At 66.6% G+C, this 20148-nt stretch carries 13 protein-coding genes and 1 pseudogene; 9 read left to right on the plus strand and 5 right to left on the minus strand.

The window, feature by feature from the left end; genetic code table 11:
- Positions 1 to 175: 175 nt before the first annotated feature.
- On the minus strand, positions 176 to 3550 hold the full coding sequence (locus OG485_RS03880) for a dsDNA nuclease domain-containing protein (RefSeq protein ID WP_328664536.1): 3375 nt from the start codon (positions 3548 to 3550) through the stop codon (positions 176 to 178).
- Positions 3551 to 4141: 591 nt separating this feature from the next.
- Here OG485_RS03880 and OG485_RS03885 point away from each other — a divergent pair.
- The 3 genes and pseudogenes from OG485_RS03885 to OG485_RS03890 all read left to right on the plus strand — a co-directional run bounded on the left by OG485_RS03885 (position 4142) and on the right by OG485_RS03890 (position 9188).
- Entirely contained in the window at positions 4142 to 4672 is a 531-nt protein-coding gene (locus tag OG485_RS03885; RefSeq protein ID WP_326787697.1) for a hypothetical protein, read from the plus strand.
- Positions 4673 to 4991: 319 nt separating this feature from the next.
- Positions 4992 to 5315: pseudogene (locus OG485_RS43915) on the plus strand (toll/interleukin-1 receptor domain-containing protein); the annotation flags it as partial.
- Between the two features lie 138 nt (positions 5316 to 5453).
- The gene (locus OG485_RS03890; RefSeq protein WP_328664541.1) at positions 5454 to 9188 is read left to right on the plus strand and encodes a tetratricopeptide repeat protein; all 3735 of its coding nucleotides are present in this window, start codon (positions 5454 to 5456) and stop codon (positions 9186 to 9188) included.
- 573 nt (positions 9189 to 9761) lie between these two features.
- Here OG485_RS03890 and OG485_RS03895 read toward each other — a convergent pair.
- On the minus strand, positions 9762 to 10634 hold the full coding sequence (locus OG485_RS03895; protein WP_328664543.1) for a hypothetical protein: 873 nt from the start codon (positions 10632 to 10634) through the stop codon (positions 9762 to 9764).
- Positions 10631 to 11380: a MerR family transcriptional regulator gene (locus tag OG485_RS03900; RefSeq protein ID WP_328664545.1), complete on the minus strand. Its 750-nt coding sequence runs from the start codon at positions 11378 to 11380 to the stop codon at positions 10631 to 10633. The genes OG485_RS03895 and OG485_RS03900 overlap by 4 nt, the downstream gene beginning before the upstream one ends.
- 520 nt (positions 11381 to 11900) lie before the next feature.
- On the opposite strand from OG485_RS03900, the gene OG485_RS03905 reads away from it, so the two are divergent.
- Entirely contained in the window at positions 11901 to 13502 is a 1602-nt protein-coding gene (locus tag OG485_RS03905) for a TROVE domain-containing protein (RefSeq protein WP_328664547.1), read from the plus strand.
- Between the two features lie 214 nt (positions 13503 to 13716).
- On the opposite strand, the gene OG485_RS03910 is transcribed toward OG485_RS03905, so the two are convergent.
- Entirely contained in the window at positions 13717 to 15060 is a 1344-nt protein-coding gene (locus OG485_RS03910; RefSeq protein WP_328664548.1) for a tetratricopeptide repeat protein, read from the minus strand.
- Between the two features lie 319 nt (positions 15061 to 15379).
- Here OG485_RS03910 and OG485_RS03915 point away from each other — a divergent pair, with 319 nt between their 5' ends.
- The 3 genes from OG485_RS03915 to OG485_RS03925 all read left to right on the plus strand — a co-directional run bounded on the left by OG485_RS03915 (position 15380) and on the right by OG485_RS03925 (position 17769).
- On the plus strand, positions 15380 to 15832 hold the full coding sequence (locus OG485_RS03915) for a hypothetical protein (protein ID WP_328664549.1): 453 nt from the start codon (positions 15380 to 15382) through the stop codon (positions 15830 to 15832).
- A 202-nt stretch (positions 15833 to 16034) separates the two neighbouring features.
- Positions 16035 to 16763 carry a hypothetical protein gene (locus tag OG485_RS03920; protein ID WP_328664550.1) on the plus strand — a complete coding sequence of 243 codons (729 nt, stop codon included), beginning with the start codon at positions 16035 to 16037 and terminating at the stop codon, positions 16761 to 16763.
- A gap of 337 nt (positions 16764 to 17100) precedes the next feature.
- Complete coding sequence (locus OG485_RS03925; RefSeq protein WP_328664551.1) at positions 17101 to 17769, plus strand: DUF4232 domain-containing protein; 669 nt, start codon at positions 17101 to 17103, stop codon at positions 17767 to 17769.
- A 154-nt stretch (positions 17770 to 17923) separates the two neighbouring features.
- Here the strand turns inward: OG485_RS03925 and OG485_RS03930 are convergent, their stop codons facing one another.
- A complete protein-coding gene (locus OG485_RS03930) occupies positions 17924 to 18616 on the minus strand; it encodes a GntR family transcriptional regulator (protein ID WP_328664552.1) in 693 nt (230 codons plus the stop codon).
- A 154-nt stretch (positions 18617 to 18770) separates the two neighbouring features.
- Between OG485_RS03930 and OG485_RS03935 the strand changes: the two genes are divergently transcribed.
- On the plus strand, positions 18771 to 19310 hold the full coding sequence (locus OG485_RS03935; RefSeq protein WP_328664553.1) for a YbhB/YbcL family Raf kinase inhibitor-like protein: 540 nt from the start codon (positions 18771 to 18773) through the stop codon (positions 19308 to 19310).
- Positions 19311 to 19318: 8 nt separating this feature from the next.
- Positions 19319 to 20011 (plus strand): metal-dependent transcriptional regulator, encoded by a 693-nt coding sequence (locus OG485_RS03940; protein WP_328664554.1) that lies wholly within the window; start codon positions 19319 to 19321, stop codon positions 20009 to 20011.
- Positions 20012 to 20148: the final 137 nt, after the last annotated feature.

The following is a 20148-nucleotide window of genomic DNA, read 5'->3' on the forward strand; positions in this document are numbered from 1 at the left end:
AACGACCTCTTAGGCAGCCACTTTGGGGCGAGCCTCTAAGATCATGGCCCCAACGTCGTGCTTTAACGGGCAGGTCCACAGACTGCCCGACTCGCCGGAAGCTTAAGGGGCCATGATCACTCGCCCCAAAGCAGCTCCAGCCCAAAGCCGCTCCGCCGGCCTACGCTCACAGCCGTCACCTCGACTGCGGAGCACTCAGGTCTAGACGGCTCTTTCCTTCCAACATCTGAGCAAGTAGTGAACGACAAGAAAGCGTCTGAGGATGTTGCACTCCTAGCTGTGATTCGAAGATTTCAACTGCCTTCCGCATTGCCGCGACCCCTTCTTTCGCTCCGCCGCTTAAATACTTACAGAGAGCAATCTTTTCCAGACACATGCCGACCCGGATACTGCCATCGCCGAAGCGCCGGACTGCGATCGCGTGCGCCTTATTAAGCCACTTTAGCGCAGCTCTATACTGTTCCGAAAACATTAGAGCTCCTGCCATGTTGTTATAGTCTGGCATCAACTCCGGGTGGCCGTCCCCATAGACCTCTGTGTCGATCTTTATCGCCCGATAGGCCGCAGAGGCGGCATCTCCGAAGAGGTGTAGTGCGGAATACAGAACAGACAGGTTTGCTAGAGTCGCGGCAACTTCCCGATGCTTAGGGCCAACAAGAGACTCCTGGCCTTTCAGCGTTTCCTCAAGGGTTTTACGTGCCGCAGCAAAGTCACGTTGAGCAATCTGGGCGCGACCAATGTTCATTCGCGAGACAAGGGACGCCATGGACGTGGTTTTACTGATTCGCTCATGAATCCGCAGGGATGTCTCAAAAGCGGTGATAGCGGCGTCTGCTTTTTCGAGCTCGAGCAACGCAAGTCCGGCATTGTTCCAGTCTCGCGCAGCATCCGCATGGAATCCGTTCAGGGTTTCTACATCAATGTCAAGCGCCTTCTTGGATGCACTGAGAGCTTTTCTATAATCCGTCGTGTCCAAATAGCACAGGCAGAGATTGCTGTAGAGTGTCGCCAAGCCATTCCGTGAAGCATCCTCCGGGTAATCCGAAATTAGCTCCTTAAACTCGGCGATCGCCCCCTCGGCGTCGCCGAGTTCGCGCCTCAAGGTGGCCTTGTTGGCTTTGACGGCACGCTGAAGCGAGGAAGCCTTTTTGAGGTTCAAGCTGGAATCTATATAGTTGTGCGCAATGTCGAGTTCCGCGATCGCTTGCTCAAGCTTTCCCTGCAAGTGCAGCGCCGCAGCCCTCTTCGTATGCAAGGTACCGACAGAGTACGGATCGAGTTCACCGTAACCATCTAGCGCGAAGCATTCATCAGTAACTCGAAGCGCTTCTTCCCACCGATCTGTGCTTGTCAGGGCTTCCACCAGTAGCAATCTCGTGAAAACGGTGGTGTCGCCGCTCATTCCATCCAGTTCATCACATGCGGCAACCGTCTTTTCGGCGTAGGAAAGACTGGATTCCTTCGCCCCGTATATTCCTAGACTCAGAGACATTACCGAGTAGAAGAATAGAATATTGCAAGGGAGGGATCGGCGGCTTGCCTGGTATTCAATATTTGCTTCAAAGTGCGGCATCATGTGTCGATAGTGCGGCCAGTGGCGAGAATCAAATGGACTAAGATTTGCTACCTTGTTTAGAAGGAATGTGCCGGCATCAATAGCCGACTGCTTTTCCGGCTGTCCAAGGGTATGGCGAACTACTGCCTGGGTCAGGGCATGGCATGTGACGCCTCCTCGCTGGGCTTCAATGAGGGAGTACCTTTGCAAGTCGGCCACCGCATCAAACAGGGCCAGATGATCTTTGAGGTGAGAGAGCAGTCGGACCGTTCCGTCCGGCAGGCTCTCCAGCTCCGCTGCAGCGAGTTGCTCAACCTCTACAGCTCCTGCAGGCGGCGCCTCCGATGCGAGCTCGCGATCCTCTCTCAGTGGAATTTCGATACCGAAGAGATCCGTAGGGAAGCCATGGGGAGCCAAGAAGGAAAGAATGCGCAGCAGGCCGAGCGCGTGAGGGTGGTCCCTCTGTAGCCTATCCAGCGTGATCGAGAGAGCGGCTGTTAGCCCCACATGCTCAGGGGGAGCGGCTCTCCGCAGCAGTTCACTTGCCCGATCGTGGACCATTTCGGAGTATGCCTTGATAGGCATACCCGATACACCGATATAGCCAGCTGCTTGTTTCAATGCCAGCGGCAAGCCCTTCAGGGCTTGGTTTAGAACAGCCAGTTCTTCGTAGTTCACCTCAGTAAGGACGGAGGCTAGCAGGGCGTTAGCGTCAGCGTCAGCAAGCGGAGATACGCTTATGACTGGCATGTGTGCAACCCAAGTCTGATCGAGGCTGGACACCAAGAATCGACTGGAGGAGATTTTCGGGATGAATTTTACAATTTTCGGGTCCGTTGCCGCCCCATCAAGCAGGATCAATCCGCGGTTGTGAAGGAAGTACTGCTTTAGTTGCCGCAATTCATCATCGGATTCAGAGACTGGCAAGCCAAGCCTGTCGGCGAGAGCAGTCAAGTCCGCGGCTAGGGAGTTCCATGAATCAGCGCGGACCCACCACACAAATTTATATTGCTCCGCATGCTTCCATGCGTATTGTGCTAGTAGCTCGCTTTTCCCTACGCCGCTCATGCCGAGCAGCGCTACCGCAGGATTTGAACGCGAGCCCTCCCGGCAACATTCCTCCATTTCTTGCAGAATATTATCTCGGCCGACAAAGGTGGCGCTTGGCTCTCGCGCCCATAGATTCGATGCGATGGGGTATTGGTCTTCGATATAACTGTCTGGCGAGGAGAGCGCTTTAACGATATCGCTTCGCCTGATTGTGCGTCTCACGATTTTGGCCGACATCAGGTCCTCGGCGTCCAAGGCGCTTGGACTTGCAAGATCGATCGACGAAAAATCACGATTGTCAAGGTCTCTTGACTTGGAAGCGACTAGGTTAACTACGGCGTCCCATGCGTCCGGTGGGCTGATACCCGCGATATCAGCTGCCTCCAGCGCGGTGCCTACAGTATGCACAATCTGATGAGACCGCAGGGCAACCCGGTCTGGGGTCCCGTGCTCGATACGTAGCGCCAGTAGGAACTCTTTCGCCTCTTCTTCGGCGCATTTGAGTTTGCCTGCTACATCCGTGGCATATTTTTCAACACGTCGACCTGTCAGGTCTGTAGCAAATTCCAGTGCGGAATCTCGTCCGGCCTTCATGGAACCGTTGGTTACCAGGCGACATTTTGCGCCTGGGACCTCCTTCCATCGTTGATATAGTGTTGTCAAACCACCTTTCGTCCAGAGTTCTGCAAATGGCCAAGGTCCGACTTTTGGCTCGCGATGCTTTACGGAAACGAGCTCATTCGTTCCATCGCTGTACAGCAGGACATAGTCAACGTGCCATTCGCATATAACGCCAGTCAGTCTCGGGTCCATCAAGAGCGCAAAACAATGCCGAGCTGCACATAGATACTGGAAATTGTATCGCGATGCCGTATCACTGCCTGAATCTTCGATCGGCTCAGCAATGAGGGCTTGCGCCAAATCGGAGATATCCTGTTCGTCCACTGTCCCCCCAAGTAGTGACTTCAACTCCTTGTGTATCACGCAGCTGCAGCTGGGAGGCCCGTATACCGCACATTCCCCTTGGCGGGTGAGTGCGTGCCGTCGGTGACCTTGGTGGCTTGTGGTCCGAGCTCGTGTTGCTTCCCAGCCAATGCCGACGCTTCAGGTCGACGGGGCCATCAATCAGACGCCAACGACAGCGAGCAACGGCGGACAAGCGTGGACTATCAGCGCAGGCGAAGGACACACCAGCCCACGGCGGCGCCCTCACCGAAGTTGCTTAGGGACGAAGAGGTCCCCGTGCCACAGCCGTGCCACATCGTGCGGTCAACCACGGTCAACGACGGTTCGCCACAGTCGAGATGAGTCGATGCTCTGGGCAGCGGCTACAGCCGGAGCGACCTGGGAAAGTGCACCGCCGACCACGTCCGCCCTTACAAAGCAGCACTCCCCGCCGCCCTACGGACCATGACCGCCACGATGACCGACGGAGCAGAAGACGGCGTTGACAGCGTTACCCCGTGATCAATCCCAGTAACGTGAGCCGAGGAACCGAGAGAACACCACTTCCGTCAGCAGCCGAGGGGAACGGTCATGGTGCGCGCGCCCAAGAGCGTGGATGTGAAACTGAACCTGCACGTGCTGGAGATCTCCGGCACCTGGGAGCCCAACGACGCCGAACGCCGCGCGGCCTGGGAGGTCTACGTAGAACTGGTCACTCGGATCTCTGTGGTGCCTCTGCGCGCCGACGAGGGTCTCCTGCGGGAGGCGCTCACCAGTCTGTACTCCCTGTTCGCCACGACCCGTGATGTCCTGCGCCAGCATGGCCCGGACGTGGCCGAGCCGAAACGCAACGGGCAGTACAACTTCGGCTTTCTGGCCGTGGCCATGCTCAACTTCGGCATCCGGCCTCTGCTGGCCCGCTGGCACCCGATGCTGGAGGACTGGGAGAACCAGCGTCCCGCCGACCGTTCACGCCGCGACCACGAGCAACTCTGGCCCCGTACCGAGGAGCTTCGCGCAGCCCTGACCGACACCCGCGGCATCCTCACCGCGTACGCGGATCTCCTCGCCAGCGCCTGCGGCGTGCCCAACCTCCTGCAAGCCGTACCCACCGACAACTGACCCGTCGCCGCATCACCGCTCTCGCTACTTCAACGAGCCCGCTGCACCGCCTCGCCACGAAGGACATGCCGCACAAGAGCGGTTCGCGGCAACACCGCAACCGCGGTTGACCGGTCAGCCGAACAGAGCTGGCAGGGGCCCGCTCCTTGCGATCGTCGTGGAGGGGTGAGATCGGGTCTTGCGTTGTCGGGACGGTGCGGGTTCGGACTGGCTAGCCTTGTTGTGCCGCAGTGTGACCGGTATCGGATGGTGTGCGGCAGGTACGGGGGTCTTCATGCATCTGACAGACGGCGCGGCCCATGAACAGGCACAGGGTGATATGAACGAGGTGTTTTTCAGTTACCCCAGAGCGGATCGTGTCGCTGTTCTGCCGCTGGTGGCGGCGCTCCGGGATGCGGGGGTGGGCGTCTTTCTGGACGAGTCGGGGATCGACGAGTTCGAGGGCATCACCGACGAGATCAGCTCGGCGCTGGCGGGAGCGCGACTGTTCGTGGCCTACTACTCAGCCACTTATCCCACTCGTCCGGCTTGCCAGTGGGAATTGCTGACCGCGTTTCGTGCAGCCACCACGCTAGGACAGGCCAGTGAGCGCATCCTGGTCATCAATCCCGAGCCTGTTGCGGATCATATTCAGCCGGTGCAGTTGCGGGATGCCCGGTATGGCGTTTCCACCGAACCAGAGTCTGTGACGCGGCTGGTCGAGCGGATCGTGGCACGTGTAGGAGAGTCTCCGGGATGTCTGGGGGATGCGATTGCCTCAAAGCGGCCGGTGTGGCGACCGTTGGAGCATCTGGGTTCGGAGCGGTTCGTCGGCCGGGTGGACGAGTTCTGGCAGTTGCATAAGGCGCTGCACGCGTTCGAGTACCCGGCGACACAGAACGGGGCGGCGGCCGGCCAGGCCGTGGTCATGGGGTTGGGCGGGGTGGGCAAGACCCTGCTGGTCGAGCAGTACGCCCGCCAGTTCGAGGCTTTCTACCCCGGTGGGATCTACTGGTTCACCTCGGCCGCCAGCCACACCCCGAACGCACCAGCCTCAGACGCTGGGCAGGCGGATGTGCTGGCGCAGCACTACCAACAGATTGCAGCCGCCTTGGCGCTGGACAGCACCGCGCTTGCTCCGGTGCAAGTCCGGGAGGCTGCCCGCCAGCACATCCAGACCATCAACGAGCCGTGTCTGTGGATCGTCGACGACGTCCCCGGTGATCTCTCGCCGAATGTGGTGCAGGAGCTGGCGGCACCGCATCCACTGGGCCGTACGATCATGACCACACGCTGGCGCCGCTATCCGGAACCCCTCGTCGACGTGGATGTGCTGCATCCCGACGAGGCCCACCGCCTACTCACCACCGCCCGCATCCCGAACGGCCCGGCCGAGGAGGCTGCTGCGCGGACGCTGGTGCAGCGCCTGGGCAGTCACGCCCTGGCTATCGACTTAGCCCGCGGCTGCCTCGCCGACCAGCCGGGCCTGACCTACACCGAACTGCTGAGCCAGCTCGCCGACACCCAGCACGGCGACGCCTTCCAGGAACTGGTCGACGACCTGTACATGCAGGTGCCCACCGACCACACCAACGACATCGCCGCCACCTTCGCCCGCAGCCTGCACCACCTCGACAACCACGCCCTGACCCTGCTGCGCATCGCCGCCCTCCTCGCCCCCGCCCCGCTGCCCGAACGCCTCCTCACCAGCATCAGCACCGCTTTGAACCACCAGGACGAGCAGAGCACCCTACGTGCGGACCGACGTGCCCTGTCCGCCGCCCAGCGGCGCTCCCTCATCCGCCAGACGGGCACCGAGCCCCCGAGCTGGTTCATGCACGCCTTGGTCAGCCGCACCCTCACTCTGCACCCCGAAACAACACGCCTCAAACCTGCCCTGCGCCAAGCAGCTCTCACGGCCACCACCCACCTCATGCAAGCCGTGTACACACCCGGCCGACTCGACCTCGCCGGCGTCATGCCTCACGCCCGCGCCCTCGTCGAAGAGCTCGACACCAGTGAAAGCCTCGACCTGCTCGACAGCGTGGCCCGCTACGACTACGAAAGCGGACAACCCGCCAGTGCCGTGTACCACTACCAACGCCTCACCGATGCGAACACCAACCAACTAGGCGAGGGCCATCCCGACACCCTGACCTCCCGCAACAACCTCGCCGGCGCCTACTGGTCGGCGGGGGACCTGGGACGGGCCATCCCCCTGTACGAACAGACCCTCACCGACCTCGTCCGGGTGCTAGGCGATGATCACCTCACCACCTTGGCCTCACGCAACAACCTCGCCCTCGCCTATCAGTCGGCGGGGGACCTGGGACGGGCCATCCCCCTGTTCGAGCAGACCCTCACCGACCGCGTCCGGCTGCTGGGCGAGGACCATCCCGACACCCTGCGCTCACGCAACAACCTCGCCGGCGCCTACGAGTCGGCGGGGGACCTGGGACGGGCCATCCCCCTGCACGAGCAGACCCTCACCGACCTCGTCCGGGTGCTAGGCGAGGACCACCCCACCACCCTGACCTCACGCAACAACCTCGCCAGCGCCTACCGGTCAGCGGGGGATCTGGGACGGGCCATCCCCCTGTTCAAGCAGACCCTCACCGACCGCGTCCGACTGCTGGGCGAGGACCACCCCAACACCCTGACCTCACGCAACGGTCTGGCTGGCGTCTACCGGTCGGCGGGGGATCTGGGACGGGCCATCCCCCTGTTCGAGCAGAACCTCACCGACCGCGTCCGGCTGCTGGGCGAGGACCATCCCGACACCCTGACCTCCCGCAACAACCTCGCCAGCGCCTACGAGTCGGCAGGGGATCTGGGACGGGCCATCCCCCTGTACGAACAGACCCTCACCGACAGCATCCGGCTGCTGGGCGAGGACCATCCCGACACCCTGACCTCCCGCAACAACCTCGCCAGCGCCTACCAGTCGGCAGGGGATCTGGGACGGGCCATCCCCCTGTTCAAGCAGACCCTCACCGACCGCGTCCGGCTGCTGGGCGAGGACAACCCCAACACCCTGATCTCCCGCAACAACCTCGCCAGCGCCTACCAGTCGGCAGGGGATCTAGGACGGGCCATCCCCCTGTTCAAGCAGACCCTCACCGACCGCGTCCGGCTGCTGGGCGAGGACCACCCCACCACCCTGACCTCCCGCAACAACCTCGCCAGCGCCTACGAGTCAGCGGGGGACCTGGGACGGGCCATCCCCCTGCACGAGCAGACCCTCACCGACAGCCAGCGAGTCCTGGGCAAGGACAACCCCAACACCCTGATCTCCCGCAACAACCTCGCCAGCGCCTACCAGTCAGCAGGGGATCTAGGACGGGCCATCCCCCTGTTCAAGCAGACCCTCACCGACAGCATCCGGCTGCTGGGCGAGGACCACCCCAACACCCTGACCTCACGCAACAACCTCGCCAGCGCCTACGAGTCAGCAGGGGATCTGGGACGGGCCATCCCCCTGTACGAACAGACCCTCACCGACCGCGTCCGGCTGCTGGGCGAGGACCACCCCGACACCCTGACCTCCCGCAACGGCCTTGCTGGCGCCTACCGGTCGGCGGGGGACCTGGGACGGGCCATCCCCCTGTTCGAGCAGAACCTCACCGACAGCCAGCGAGTCCTGGGCAAGGACAACCCCAACACCCTGACCTCCCGCAACGACCTCGCCAGCGCCTACCAGTCGGCGGGGGACCTGGGACGGGCCATCCCCCTGTTCGAGCAGAACCTCACCGACAGCCAGCGAGTCCTGGGCAAGGACCACCCCAACACCCTGGGCTCACGCAACAACCTCGCCGGCGCCTACGAGTCGGCGGGGGACCTGGGACGGGCCATCCCCCTGTTCGAGCAGAACCTCACCGACCTCGTCCGACTGCTGGGCGAGGACCACCCCAACACCCTGACCTCCCGCAACAACCTCGCCGGCGCCTACGAGTCGGCAGGGGATCTGGGACGGGCCATCCCCCTGTACGAACAGACCCTCACCGACAGCATCCGGCTGCTGGGCGAGGACCACCCCAACACCCTGACCTCCCGCAACGGCCTTGCTGGCGCCTACCGGTCGGCGGGGGACCTGGGACGGGCCATCCCCCTGTTCGAGCAGAACCTCACCGACAGCCAGCGAGTCCTGGGCAAGGACAACCCCAACACCCTGACCTCCCGCAACAACCTCGCCAGCGCCTACCAGTCGGCGGGGGACCTGGGACGGGCCATCCCCCTGTTCGAGCAGAACCTCACCGACCGCGTCCGACTGCTGGGCGAGGACCACCCCAACACCCTGACCTCCCGCAACAACCTCGCCGGCGCCTACGAGTCGGCAGGGGATCTGGGACGGGCCATCCCCCTGTTCGAGCAGACCCTCACCGACCGCGTCCGACTGCTGGGCGAGGACCACCCCAACACCCTGACCTCACGCAACAACCTCGCCAGCGCCCGTCAGAAAGCCGACGTCGTACAGCACGGGAGTACAGCAACCTCAGCGACCGAGGCTGTACCTCAGAAGCCGTCCACAGCTGATTGAGCAGCCCGAGAACCGTCAATGACCGTCCCGCCGAGAGTTCGGGACGAAGAGGTCGTGCCAGACGCGCGCCAGATCGTACGGGGAACCGCGGGGAACACCGGGGAATCGAGGAATCCGTCACCTGGAGTCGACGCCCTTCCGCCCCAGGTCAGTCCTCCAACAGGCCCCAGATCACCTCAGCTTCCCAAGCTGATGGCTCACAGCACGTGTCGGACGACGCGGCGTGTTGTGGGCATTCACCCGGACCGTGACCTTCCTGACTCTGACAGTGACGAAGCACGGCGAGAGCGATCCATCTCTCTCGCCAGGACTCTGACATTGAGGGGCTTCATCGGTCATGGTGTTGAGCACCCTCCGGGCCGTCCCTGGGCCGTCCGAGGGTGCTCAACGACGACCAACGCTGACAACCATCGACGGCTAAGTCGCAGGTCGCAGTGTTGATCGATTGCAGGGGTGCAGGTCGGAGACCCGGCCCCGCACTTGATCAACATGTGACGGGTGAATGCCTCCGCACCCCTTCTGACCTGCAGCGTAGCGAGCGAGGAAGGGGTGCGGCGGGCCTGCCGCTCCGTGTCAGGCCGATGCCGATCCACCGGGGACGGACGGGGGTACGGTTCGTGCCCGTGTGACGGCGTCGTGGAGGGCCTTCGGATCGTCCGCGTGCAGCCTGATCACGCTGACGAGGCGGGGCGCGCCGAGGAACTTCGGCGCGTTGACCGGTTCGGTCAGTGCGAGGGTGACGGAGGTCTGTGAGCCGATGGGCAGGTTCAGCTCGTCGTCCTTCTTCTCGTGGGTGAACAGCGTCTCGCGCCGGATGGAGGCGACCTGGTCGAGTGGCACGTGGACGTCGATGTGGGCTGCCTGCCGGACGCGCAGGGCACCGTCGGCGAGGACGTGCGGCCGGGTGACGGAGGCCGCGTGAAGGCCGAGGACGAACAGGACGGTGTAGACGTCGACCACCAGGAAGACGGTGTGGACGACGGGCCAGTCCGTGAGCAGGTACGACAGGGCGACGGTCTCGGCGATGCAGGCGAACACGAGGCCGTAGATCATAATGGCCTGGTCGCGGCCGTGTGAGAAGACCGCGTCGGCGCCGTTGACACCGTGCCGGCGGCGGGCTGCCCACCGGACCAGGCTCGCCATGATCCGCAGCTCGTGTTTGACGAACCGCAGCACGGGCTCGGGCACGAGCTGCGCGAGCGCCTCCCGCCGGGACAGCCCGTGCCGCCGCAGCCTCAGCCAGACGTGCACCTCGATGCCGAGCAGCACCAGCAGAAGCAGCTTGCCGCCGAGCAGGACGGTGCCGGGTATCGCCACTCCGCTGATCAGGCATGCGGCCAACACGAGCTGTGCGGGGAACGCGATGCCGCGCAGCTTCCGCAGTACCGGCCCGCGGACGGAGGCGGCCGGCCGGGGCAGGGCCACGCGGATCTCCGGAGTCGTCATGATGGTCCTTCCTGTCGTTCCGTCACCAGTTCCATCGCACGGCGGATGGCCTCCGACTGGGCAGGGGCCAGATCCGCGAAGATGGCGTCCGCCGGACCGCCTGCGCCCTTGCCCGGGAAGTACACCGCCAGGTGATCGGGCAGGAGGGTTGCCAAGGATGCCGCCGCGCGGGCCACCCGCGGGTCGTCCGGCTCCTCGTCGGCGAGCGAGTCCAGCAGGCCGTACACCTCCCCCGCGTGCTCCCTCATCCCGTGCAGCGCCGCCATCAGCGAGCCCCGCTTCTCCTCGGGGACCACGGCGTCGAGGAACGCCAGGTGTTCCCGGTCCCGCACAGCCATCGGGGAGTCCGGCGCCTCGCCGAGACCTGCCAACAGCCTGGTGAGCTCCGGCGACACCGGACCCTCCGCGGAGAGCCGCCCGGCCCGCGCCTCGGCCAGAAGCCCGGCGAGCCGTGCCCGCCGCTCCCGGACGACCGCCTCCTGCCGTCCGAGGTCCTGGTCCAGCTCCTCCAGCACCTCCACCAGCTCCCGCCCCTCGTCGTCCGCGAGGACGTCCCGCACCTCGTCGAGCCCGAGCCCGAGCGCGGTCAGCCGCCGGATCCGGGCGAGCAGGACAGCTTCCCGCATGCCGTACTCGCGGTAGCCGTTACTGCGCCGTACGGGCTCGGGCAACAGCCCGAGATGGTGGTAGTGCCGCACGGCCCGCGGGGTGACCCCGACGAGGGCGGCGATCTCGCCGATTCGCATGAGCCCAGTACAGACCATGACGTTGCGGCAAGGTCAAGGGCGGCAGGTCCGGCGCGACCGTGGTGGAGGCGCCACGGGGAGTTCGGCGGCCTCGTCACCCTTGCCACGAATCGGCATCCCAGGTTGCCCCGTCCAACAGCCGTCGCAGGCCGTCGCAGGTGCGGTGCCCGGCACATCCGGCCGGCTGTCAGCCGTTCTTGCGGCCGACCACACTCCCGAAAACGCCTCTGACCAGGCCAGACAGCGAAACGCTGCTGGAGTACTAAATCGCTGGCGTGCGACCCGACGGCGCTTGTACGTTGGGATCGCGACCGCGCCTCCGATGCGCTCGGCTGCGGCTACTTCCTTCTGAAACCAAGTAACGCCGCCGCCACCTTTGATCTCGGCAGGCGCGGGCGCGTTCGCCCCGTCGGGGCGTCTTCGCCCCGTCGACCTTTTGGCCGGGGCCGTCCAAGTCCTTTGAATCCGGGGGGATTCGCTGCCTCGTCATACCCCACGCGTCTCCAAGATCTGGTCCGAGATGCTCGTGGCCCCGCACATCTCGGTCACCGCGCGCACCCTGTCCCCACCACGGCTCGGTCACGAGTGCACGCCGGACTTCCGCACCTACGAGGGCGGCCAGGCCTTCGTCCGGGAACCCCGCGAGGAACTCTTCCTGCTCGCGGTCGGCAACTTCGTCTCCCAGCGCACCTTTTACGAGAGCGGTGCGGAGCGGGACGACCGGTACGCCCGCCTCGTCGGTGAACTCGCTCTCCAGGACCCCGAGTGGACGGCCGGCCTGCTGCGCTGGCTTCGCGGCGAGGGCAACATGCGCACGGCGTCCCTGGTCGGCGCCGCCGCGTACGTGCGGGCCCGGCTCAGGGCCGGGAAGTCCGGGGGCCCGTCCAACCGCTCCGTGATCGACTCGGTGCTCCAGCGCGCCGACGAGCCCGGCGAACTGCTCGCCCACTGGATCTCGGCGTACGGGCGGAACGTGCCGCAGCCGGTGAAGCGGGGCATCGCCGACGGCGTACGCCGTCTGTACACGTCTCGGTCCCTGCTCAAGTACGACACCGCGTCCAAGGGTCTGCGCTTCGGCGACGTGCTCAACCTGGTGCACGCCTCCCCCGCCCCGGACAAGCCCTGGCAGGGTGCGCTCTTCCGGTACGCCCTGGACCGGCGCCACCACCCGGAACAGGCGGTTTCGCCGTCCTCCGACCGTCTGCTGACCGCCCACCGGACCCTGATGGAAGCGCCTGCGGACGAGCGGCGTGCCTTGGTGACCGGGCCGGGCGGCTCCGAGCGGCTGGCCGCGGCAGGCATGACGTGGGAGGTGCTGGCGGGTTGGCTCCACGGACCGATGGACGCCGCTGTCTGGGAAGCCATGATCCCCACGATGGCGCCGATGGCGCTCCTGCGGAACCTGCGGAACTTCGACGAGGCGGGAGTCTCGGACGACGTCGCGGCCCAGGTCGCCGCCCGGCTCTCGAACGCCTCCGAGGTGGCCCGGTCCCGGCAGTTCCCCTTCCGCTACCTGGCCGCCCACCAGCACGCACCGTCGCAGCGCTGGGCGGCCGCACTGGAACAGGCACTGACCCACTCCCTGGCCAACGTACCGCCGCTGCCCGGCCGGACGCTGATCCTGGTGGACCGGTCCGGCTCGATGTTCTACGGCACCGTCTCCGAGCGGTCCAAGCTGACCCACTCGGACGCGGCAGCCGTGTTCGGCACCGCGCTGGCCATGCGCGCCGAGCAGGCGGATCTGGTGGAGTTCGGCTCGAGCAGCGCGCAGGTGCCGTTCGAGGCGGGCGAGCCGGTGCTCGAGGTGCTGAAACGGTTCCACGATATGGGCGGCACCCACACCGCGGAGGCCGTGCGGACCCATTACCGGGGGCACGACCGGGTCCTGATCGTCACCGACGAGCAGGCCGCCTCCTGCCGCTGCTCCGGGGACCCGGCCCAGCCGGTCCCGCTCGGCATCCCGGTCTACACCTGGAACCTTGCGGGATACCGGCCCGCCCACGGACCGACGGGCCCCCACCGGCACACCTTCGGCGGCCTCACGGACGCCGCGTTCCGGATGGCCGGCCTCATCGAGGCCGGCCGCGAGGCCGCGTGGCCGTGGACCGCCGAACCGGCGTGATCCGTACGGTCGCCCGCCCCAGCCGGTGGATCGGGTGCGCCATCAACACCCCCTGTCCGTCCGGCTCCCATCACCGGAAGGCGCCTGCACCGGCTCGGCAGTCCCCCGAAGAGCGCGAGCGTGCTTTCGACGGGATCCGCTTCCCGCGGGCGGTTCACGTGCAGCCCGGTCACATCGGTGACCCGATCAGCCCTCGGTTCGTGCCGGGCACACATCAGAACGGGGGCTCTGCGCTCCAGGCGGTGGTCGAGGGCTGTGGCGGACGGGACTCGTCCTGACGCAGGACGGCAACGGCCTCTGCGACCCGGCCGAGGTCGATGAGGTACCCGGCCAGCTCGTGACTGTTCGCGGAGGCGTGGGGTCGCAGGACCGCGACAGCCTCCTCGGTGCGTCCGGCGCCCGCCAGCAGCTCGGCAATGTGCGGCGCCGCGTACGACGTGCCGCCCTCGGGGTGAGCCCGGGCCCGTTCGACCGCCTCGTCAACGCGGTCGCAGGCGGCCAGCAGCGGAAGCCGGATCCAGAAGAGGTCCCACTCCTCCTCGCCACGGCGTGCCTTCAAGGCATCGAGGTGGGCCAGGCCGTCCTCGGGGCGGCCCGCGTCGGCGCAGAGGGTGCAGAGCACGTGAAGAATCCAGTCGTCGGCCCCACCGGCCAGGGCCCGCAACACCTCGATCGCCTCGTCCCCGCGGCCGTGCCGCGCCAGGAGCTGCGCGAGATGCACCGTCATGGTGCCCCGGCACACGGATGAGCGGCCGGCTCGCCTGTACACGGCGATCGCGCCCTCCACGTCACCGCGTTCCTCCAGCAGTTCCGCGAGGCGCCGCGCGCCATGTCCCAGCACCTCGGTCGCGGCGTAGGCGCGCAGTTCCCCGGTCCGGTCGTGCCGGGCCAGCAGGTCGGCCAGCTGGTCGCGGCCGTTGACCGAGGTGCCGTTTCGGGTCCGCAGCAGGGCTGTCGCTTCGTCGGTGCGGCCCTGACGTTCGCGGATCACGGCGAGCAGACCGATCGCCGTGTCGGAGTCGAGGCCGTGGCAGCACCACGGCGTGTCGCAACGGTGCCCGTCCGGGATCCGGGCGGCGAGCAGTGCTGCGGCCTCCTCGTCGCGGCAGGCGCCCGCCGCGACGTCGACCAGGGCCTCAGCGAGGGTGCCGTCGTCGATGTGTGGCCGCAACAAGGTGAACGCCTCGTCGCTCCTGCCGTGCCGGGCGAGCAATCGCGCACAGAACTCCAGCGCCGACGGATGCCCGGCCTCCATACGAGATCGGGTCAGCGCGATCGCCTCGTCGGCCCGCCCCCAGCTCTCCAACAGCTCCGCCGTGGTCCTGGTGGCCGTCCACCAGCCCGAAGCGAGGTACGGGGCGAGTATCTCCAACGCCTCGACCCGCAGCTCCTGTTCACCGAGCAGCCGCGCCCACTCCCGCGCGCAGAACCACTCCCCGTGGCCGGCCCAGTACCCCACCGCTTCGGCATGGCCGAGTTCGAGAAGCCGGGAGACCAGGTGCGGCGGGATGCAACCGGACTGCGTCCGGACCCGATAGTCGAGATCAGCAGCGTCCACAGCGACGTACCGTAGTGCCTCCGTCCGGCACCGTGCCGACGCCGGTACGTCGCCGACGACCACGACGCCTCCCCCACACAGCGATCGCCGGGATCTGCCATCGACGGCTGACCGCGATGTTGCGGTCATGAGTAGAAGTACTCATGACGCCCGCCGGGCTACGGGAAAGGATCAGGGAATGACGACGCCAAGGAAGATGAGAGCCCGGCTCGGGATGCTGACGTTAACGGTGTTGGTCCTGTCGGCGACAGGGTGCGGAACACAGCGGGCGGGGGATGCCGCCGACGCGTACCGGAGTTCGCGTCCAACGCCGACCGGCATGGCGACGCCGAGCACACCAGTGGACTTCATCTGTCCGGGCGAGAGCCCCGAGCCGACGGAGTCCACGGCCGCCGCCACCCCCGGCTCAACCGAGTCGCCGGCCGACCACTACGCCGAGAACCACGGCTTCAGGGTTCCCCTTCCGCTCCACGGCCAGAACCGCTGCGACGGGCTGACCGTCGTCGGACGCGTCAAGGACGCACTCGAACCGCTGCGCCGGCGTGGCGACTTCGCCCCGGACAGCGTCCGCGACGCGCTCTCCGGTCTCGGTTACTCCGCCGAGAAGGTACAGGCGTACCAGAACGGGTCCGCCGGGGCCGGTTTCCTCATCGACATCGGCGTCTCTCCCTGGTGTGTGGAGGGCACGATGAACAGTGGCTCCACCACGGCGGACGCTTTCGGCGGGTACCCCGACGGCAGCAACTGCGAGCCCCCGAGCGGCGGCCACTGACCAGAGCCCGCGATGCGGGTGTTCGGGGCCGGCGGCCTCGGCCGTGAGCCGTTGCCGGTCGTGGCTGCCTCTGCTGGTGCCGGCACGAGGCGGACCAGTACTGGAGCGTGATCCTGGTCCGGGGCGGAGCGTGACCAGCGGCTCCCTCTCGACGCTCCGTAAGCCGGGGGCGGCCGCAGCGTCGAGGTCGTACGGTGGCGGCGTGTCCTTCTTCGCCTTGTACGACGCCGAACATTTCTACGGCGGGCCGGAGCCTGTGCCCGGGGCGCGCGTGTCCTTCGTTCCCGACAAGCTGTTCGCCGCTCGTGAGCGCCGTCCCGTGCGACCGGCGGACCGACAGCCGGTCGGCGACGAGGGACTGCTGGTGAACGAGATCGCCGCCGATGTCCTGCAGTGGCCGTCCAGCCTGTGGCGCGTGACCGATCTCGAACCGATGCGGCCGATACCGAGCCCCAGGTGGATGCACTGCCGGGCCTTCACGGTCGTGGAGCAGGTGCCCGCGTGGCTGGTCGCCGGACCTCACGGGGACGCCGTGGAATGGGTGATCGCCCGGACGCGAACGCTGACCGGCGCCCAGGCTGACGCTCTTGCCGCGCTGTCGGACGAAGGCGAAGAGCCTCTGACACGAACACTGTGGTCTCGCTGGTCGCGAGGCCACCACACTCTTTCTCCGGTCGGATGCGCCCTGACGACTCTCTACAAGGTAGTCAACGAGGCCGCTCACCGGGTGGGCCCGCAGTTGTTCGGTCCGGATGAGGAATACCACGAGGTCGAGGTGCTCAGCGATCCGGCCTGGCTGCGGGCCTTCCGTGCGGCGTACGCGGCCGCGCTGGCGCTCGGAGCCCCCGAGCTGCTCTCGCCCGGGGAAAACGCGGTGCTCGCCCGTCGCTGGACCACCGTGTTCGGCTCACCTGACCTGCCCCAACGATAGCGAGCGTGAAGAGCTTCATGCGCTCCGCACTGGCCGCCCTCGCACTCGTCACCGGCTGCTCCGGCGATGCCACGGCAGCTTCTCCCTACCACCGGTGTACAGGATCCTGGCCACTCCGGCGCCGCCTCACCCTCGCCGGAGCCGAAGGGGCGTCCGTCAGCGGCAGTGGGAGCGCTCTGGGTGGGCCACCGCTCGATGCCGGGTACTCCCTCTCCACGGCCACCGTCACAATGTCACGAACCTGTTCGAAGACCGCTCCCGCTCGGTGCGATCAGGCGGCAGCACCGCTCCCATGAGGCATGATCACCAGGACATTCCGAATCCCGGGGGACTTCTCATGGCTCACACCGCTCGTTCACGCCGTACCACCGCCGCACTCGCCGCTCTGTCGATCGGCATCCTGGCCCTGACCGCATGCAACGGTGACGCCGAGAACGACGTGGCCACCCCGGGCACGCACGCGAGCCCTTCCGCTACGGGTACGGACGAGGGCACCGACACACCCTCGTCGGCCGACCCGGGTGACGGTGGCAGCGGGAAGTCCTCCGACAGCCCCAGCACACCGGCGTCGTCGCCGAAGCCCGGGGCCGACGACGACCAGGACGGAGGTGTCGGCATGTGTGAGACCGCCGACCTCACCTACAACGTCACCGTCGCGTCCAGGCCTGTCAACCACGCCTTGCTGACCGCCGGCAACAAGGGCAGCGACCCCTGTCTGCTGCCGGCGAACGAGCTGGTGATCACGATCCCGGGGCTCGACGGCGCCGCCGGGCACATGGGACCCGACGGCAAGGACTGGATTCTGAAGCCCGGCGAGAGCGCGTATGCCGGGATCATGTTCTCGCGCGCCGACACCGCGGGCGGCAAGAGCGCCGACAAGGTGGAGGTGGCACTCACCGCTTCCGAGAGCCCGACGACCGTTCCGGTCAAGGATGGCCCCATCACGGTCAACGACAGCCAGGTCACCAGCTTCTTCGGTACCGCCGAGGACGCGCTGACCTACTGAGCTCTTTCAGCGTGGCCGCTGATCGGGTGACGGGCGCGATGTCCGCAACGTACGAGGGCTCCTGTGCCGCTGGGGGAGGTGTTCGAAGTCTCAACCCCCAGGCCCAGGAGCCGCGTTGGTTCCGTATCCTGCCGCACTCGACCTGCCCCACGCCTCACGGGTTCGAGGGGGTGCAGACGGTCAGTAAGTCCGCGGTCAGGGTGAGGTGCTCGGCCAGTAGGCCGGCCGCGGTGTCGGCGTCGCGGGCCAGCGCCGCCTCTTCCAAGCGGCGGTGTTCGTCGGCGCCGTCCCGGTCGGGGTTGCGGTGCGCCGACCAGCGGCGAGCCAGCTCGCTCGCGGTCCACATCCGGTCGAAGGTCTCCAGCAGGACGGGGTTGCCGCAGCCCTCCAGCAGGGTGCGGTGGAAAGCCCTGTGGACTTCGGACCAGGCGCCGCTGTAGTACTCGCCCTCCTCCGGCACGTACGCGGGGGTGCGGACCAGACGGTGGTGCGCGGCTCGTACGCGGGCCTCCCAGTCGACGTCACCGCGCTCGATGGACATACGCAACATGACCGGTTCGATGGTCCGGCGGGCTTCCGCGATCTCCTGCCAGCGGCGGTCGGAGAAGGACGGGACCGCGAAACCGCGGTTGGGCAGCCGGTCGGCGAGACCCTCGCCGACCACCCGCACGAGCGCCTCGCGCACGACGGCCAGGCTTACGCCCTGTTCCTTGGCGAGGTCCTGCGGTTTGAGGGCGTCGCCGGGGGCGTAGGTGCCGCGCATGATCGCGTCCCGCAGGTGCGCGTAGACCTGCTCGGAGAGCATCTGCTTCCCCGGCGAGGTCGAGGTGTGGGCCGTCTGGGTCATGCCGTCAGCATAGACGATCCAGAAAATAATCGATTATTAGTGTTATCGTCGATCCTGTGGTTGCCGAAGACGACGGCGATACCTCTTCGCGACGCCGTCAACCCTCCGTCGACCGCATCACCACCCCTCAGTACGGCACGAAAGGAACGACGCGATGAGCAGCAACGACCCGTTCACCGGCCTCCCCGAGGCGGCCTCCTTCACCGTCACCAGCACCACCCTCACCGACGGCGCCGCCTGGTCGCCCGAGCAGTTCTCCGGCATCTTCGGCGTCCCCGGTGGAAAGGACGTCTCCCCGCAGCTGTCCTGGAGCGGCGCCCCGGAAGGCACCAAGAGCTACGCCGTCACTCTCTACGACCCCGACGCCCCCACCGGGTCCGGTTTCTGGCACTGGGCGGTCGCCGACATCCCCGCCACCGTCACCGAGCTGCCCGAGGGCGCCGGCGACGACACCGGCTCGGGCCTGCCCGAGGGCGCCTTCCAGCTGCCCAACGACGCCCGCGCGGCCCGCTTCATCGGCGCCGCCCCGCCGGCCGGGCACGGCCCGCACCGCTACTTCACCGTGGTGCACGCCCTCGACGTCGCCTCCATCGGCGTCGCGGCCGACGCCACCCCGGCCGTCCTCGGCTTCACCATGGCCGGTCACATCCTCGGCCGCGCGGTCCTGACCGCCACCGCCGAAACCCCCGCCTGACGGGCAGCATGCCCCCACTCATCGACACCACGGAGATGTATCTCCGCACCATCCTCGAGCTGGAGGAGGAAGGTGTGGTCCCCATGCGCGCCCGTATCGCCGAACGTCTCGACCAGAGCGGGCCGACCGTCAGCCAGACGGTGGCGCGCATGGAGCGCGACGGTCTACTGCACGTAGCCGACGACCGGCACCTGGAGCTGGCGGAGGAGGGCCGACGGATCGCCACGCGCGTGATGCGCAAGCACCGGCTCGCGGAGTGCCTGCTCGTCGACGTGATCGGCCTGGAGTGGGAGCAGGTGCACGCCGAGGCCTGTCGCTGGGAGCACGTGATGAGCGAGGCCGTGGAGCGGCGTGTGCTCGAGCTGCTGCGCCACCCGACCGAGTCGCCGTACGGCAACCCGATCCCGGGCCTGGAGGAGCTGGGCGACAAGAGCACCGTGGATCCGTTCCCCGGCGAGGGCGTGGTCAGCCTCAGCGACCTTCGGCCCGGTCCGAACGGCACGAGCGCGGTCGTACGGCGCATCAGGGAGCTGATCCAGACCGACTCCCAGCTGATGTACAGCCTGCGGCGCGCCGGGGTGCGGCCCGGCGCGGTCGTGAGCGTGACGTCGTCGCCCGGCGGCGTGATGGTCGGCAGCGGCGGGGAAGCCGCCGAACTCCCCAAGCAGGCCGCCGCGCACATCTTCGTGGCCAAACGCTGAGCCCAGCCGGGCGCCGGCCCGCTGCCGTGGCCCGTACAGGAACGGGGATGGCCCTCGAACACGATCGTGTTCGAGGGCCATCCCCGTTGATTCAGCGGAAGGGGTGCACGAGCTTGCCCTGCATGTGACCGTTGGCC

It is taken from the genome of Streptomyces sp. NBC_00328, assembly GCF_036139655.1.
In the GTDB taxonomy this organism is placed as follows: Bacteria; Actinomycetota; Actinomycetes; order Streptomycetales; family Streptomycetaceae; genus Streptomyces.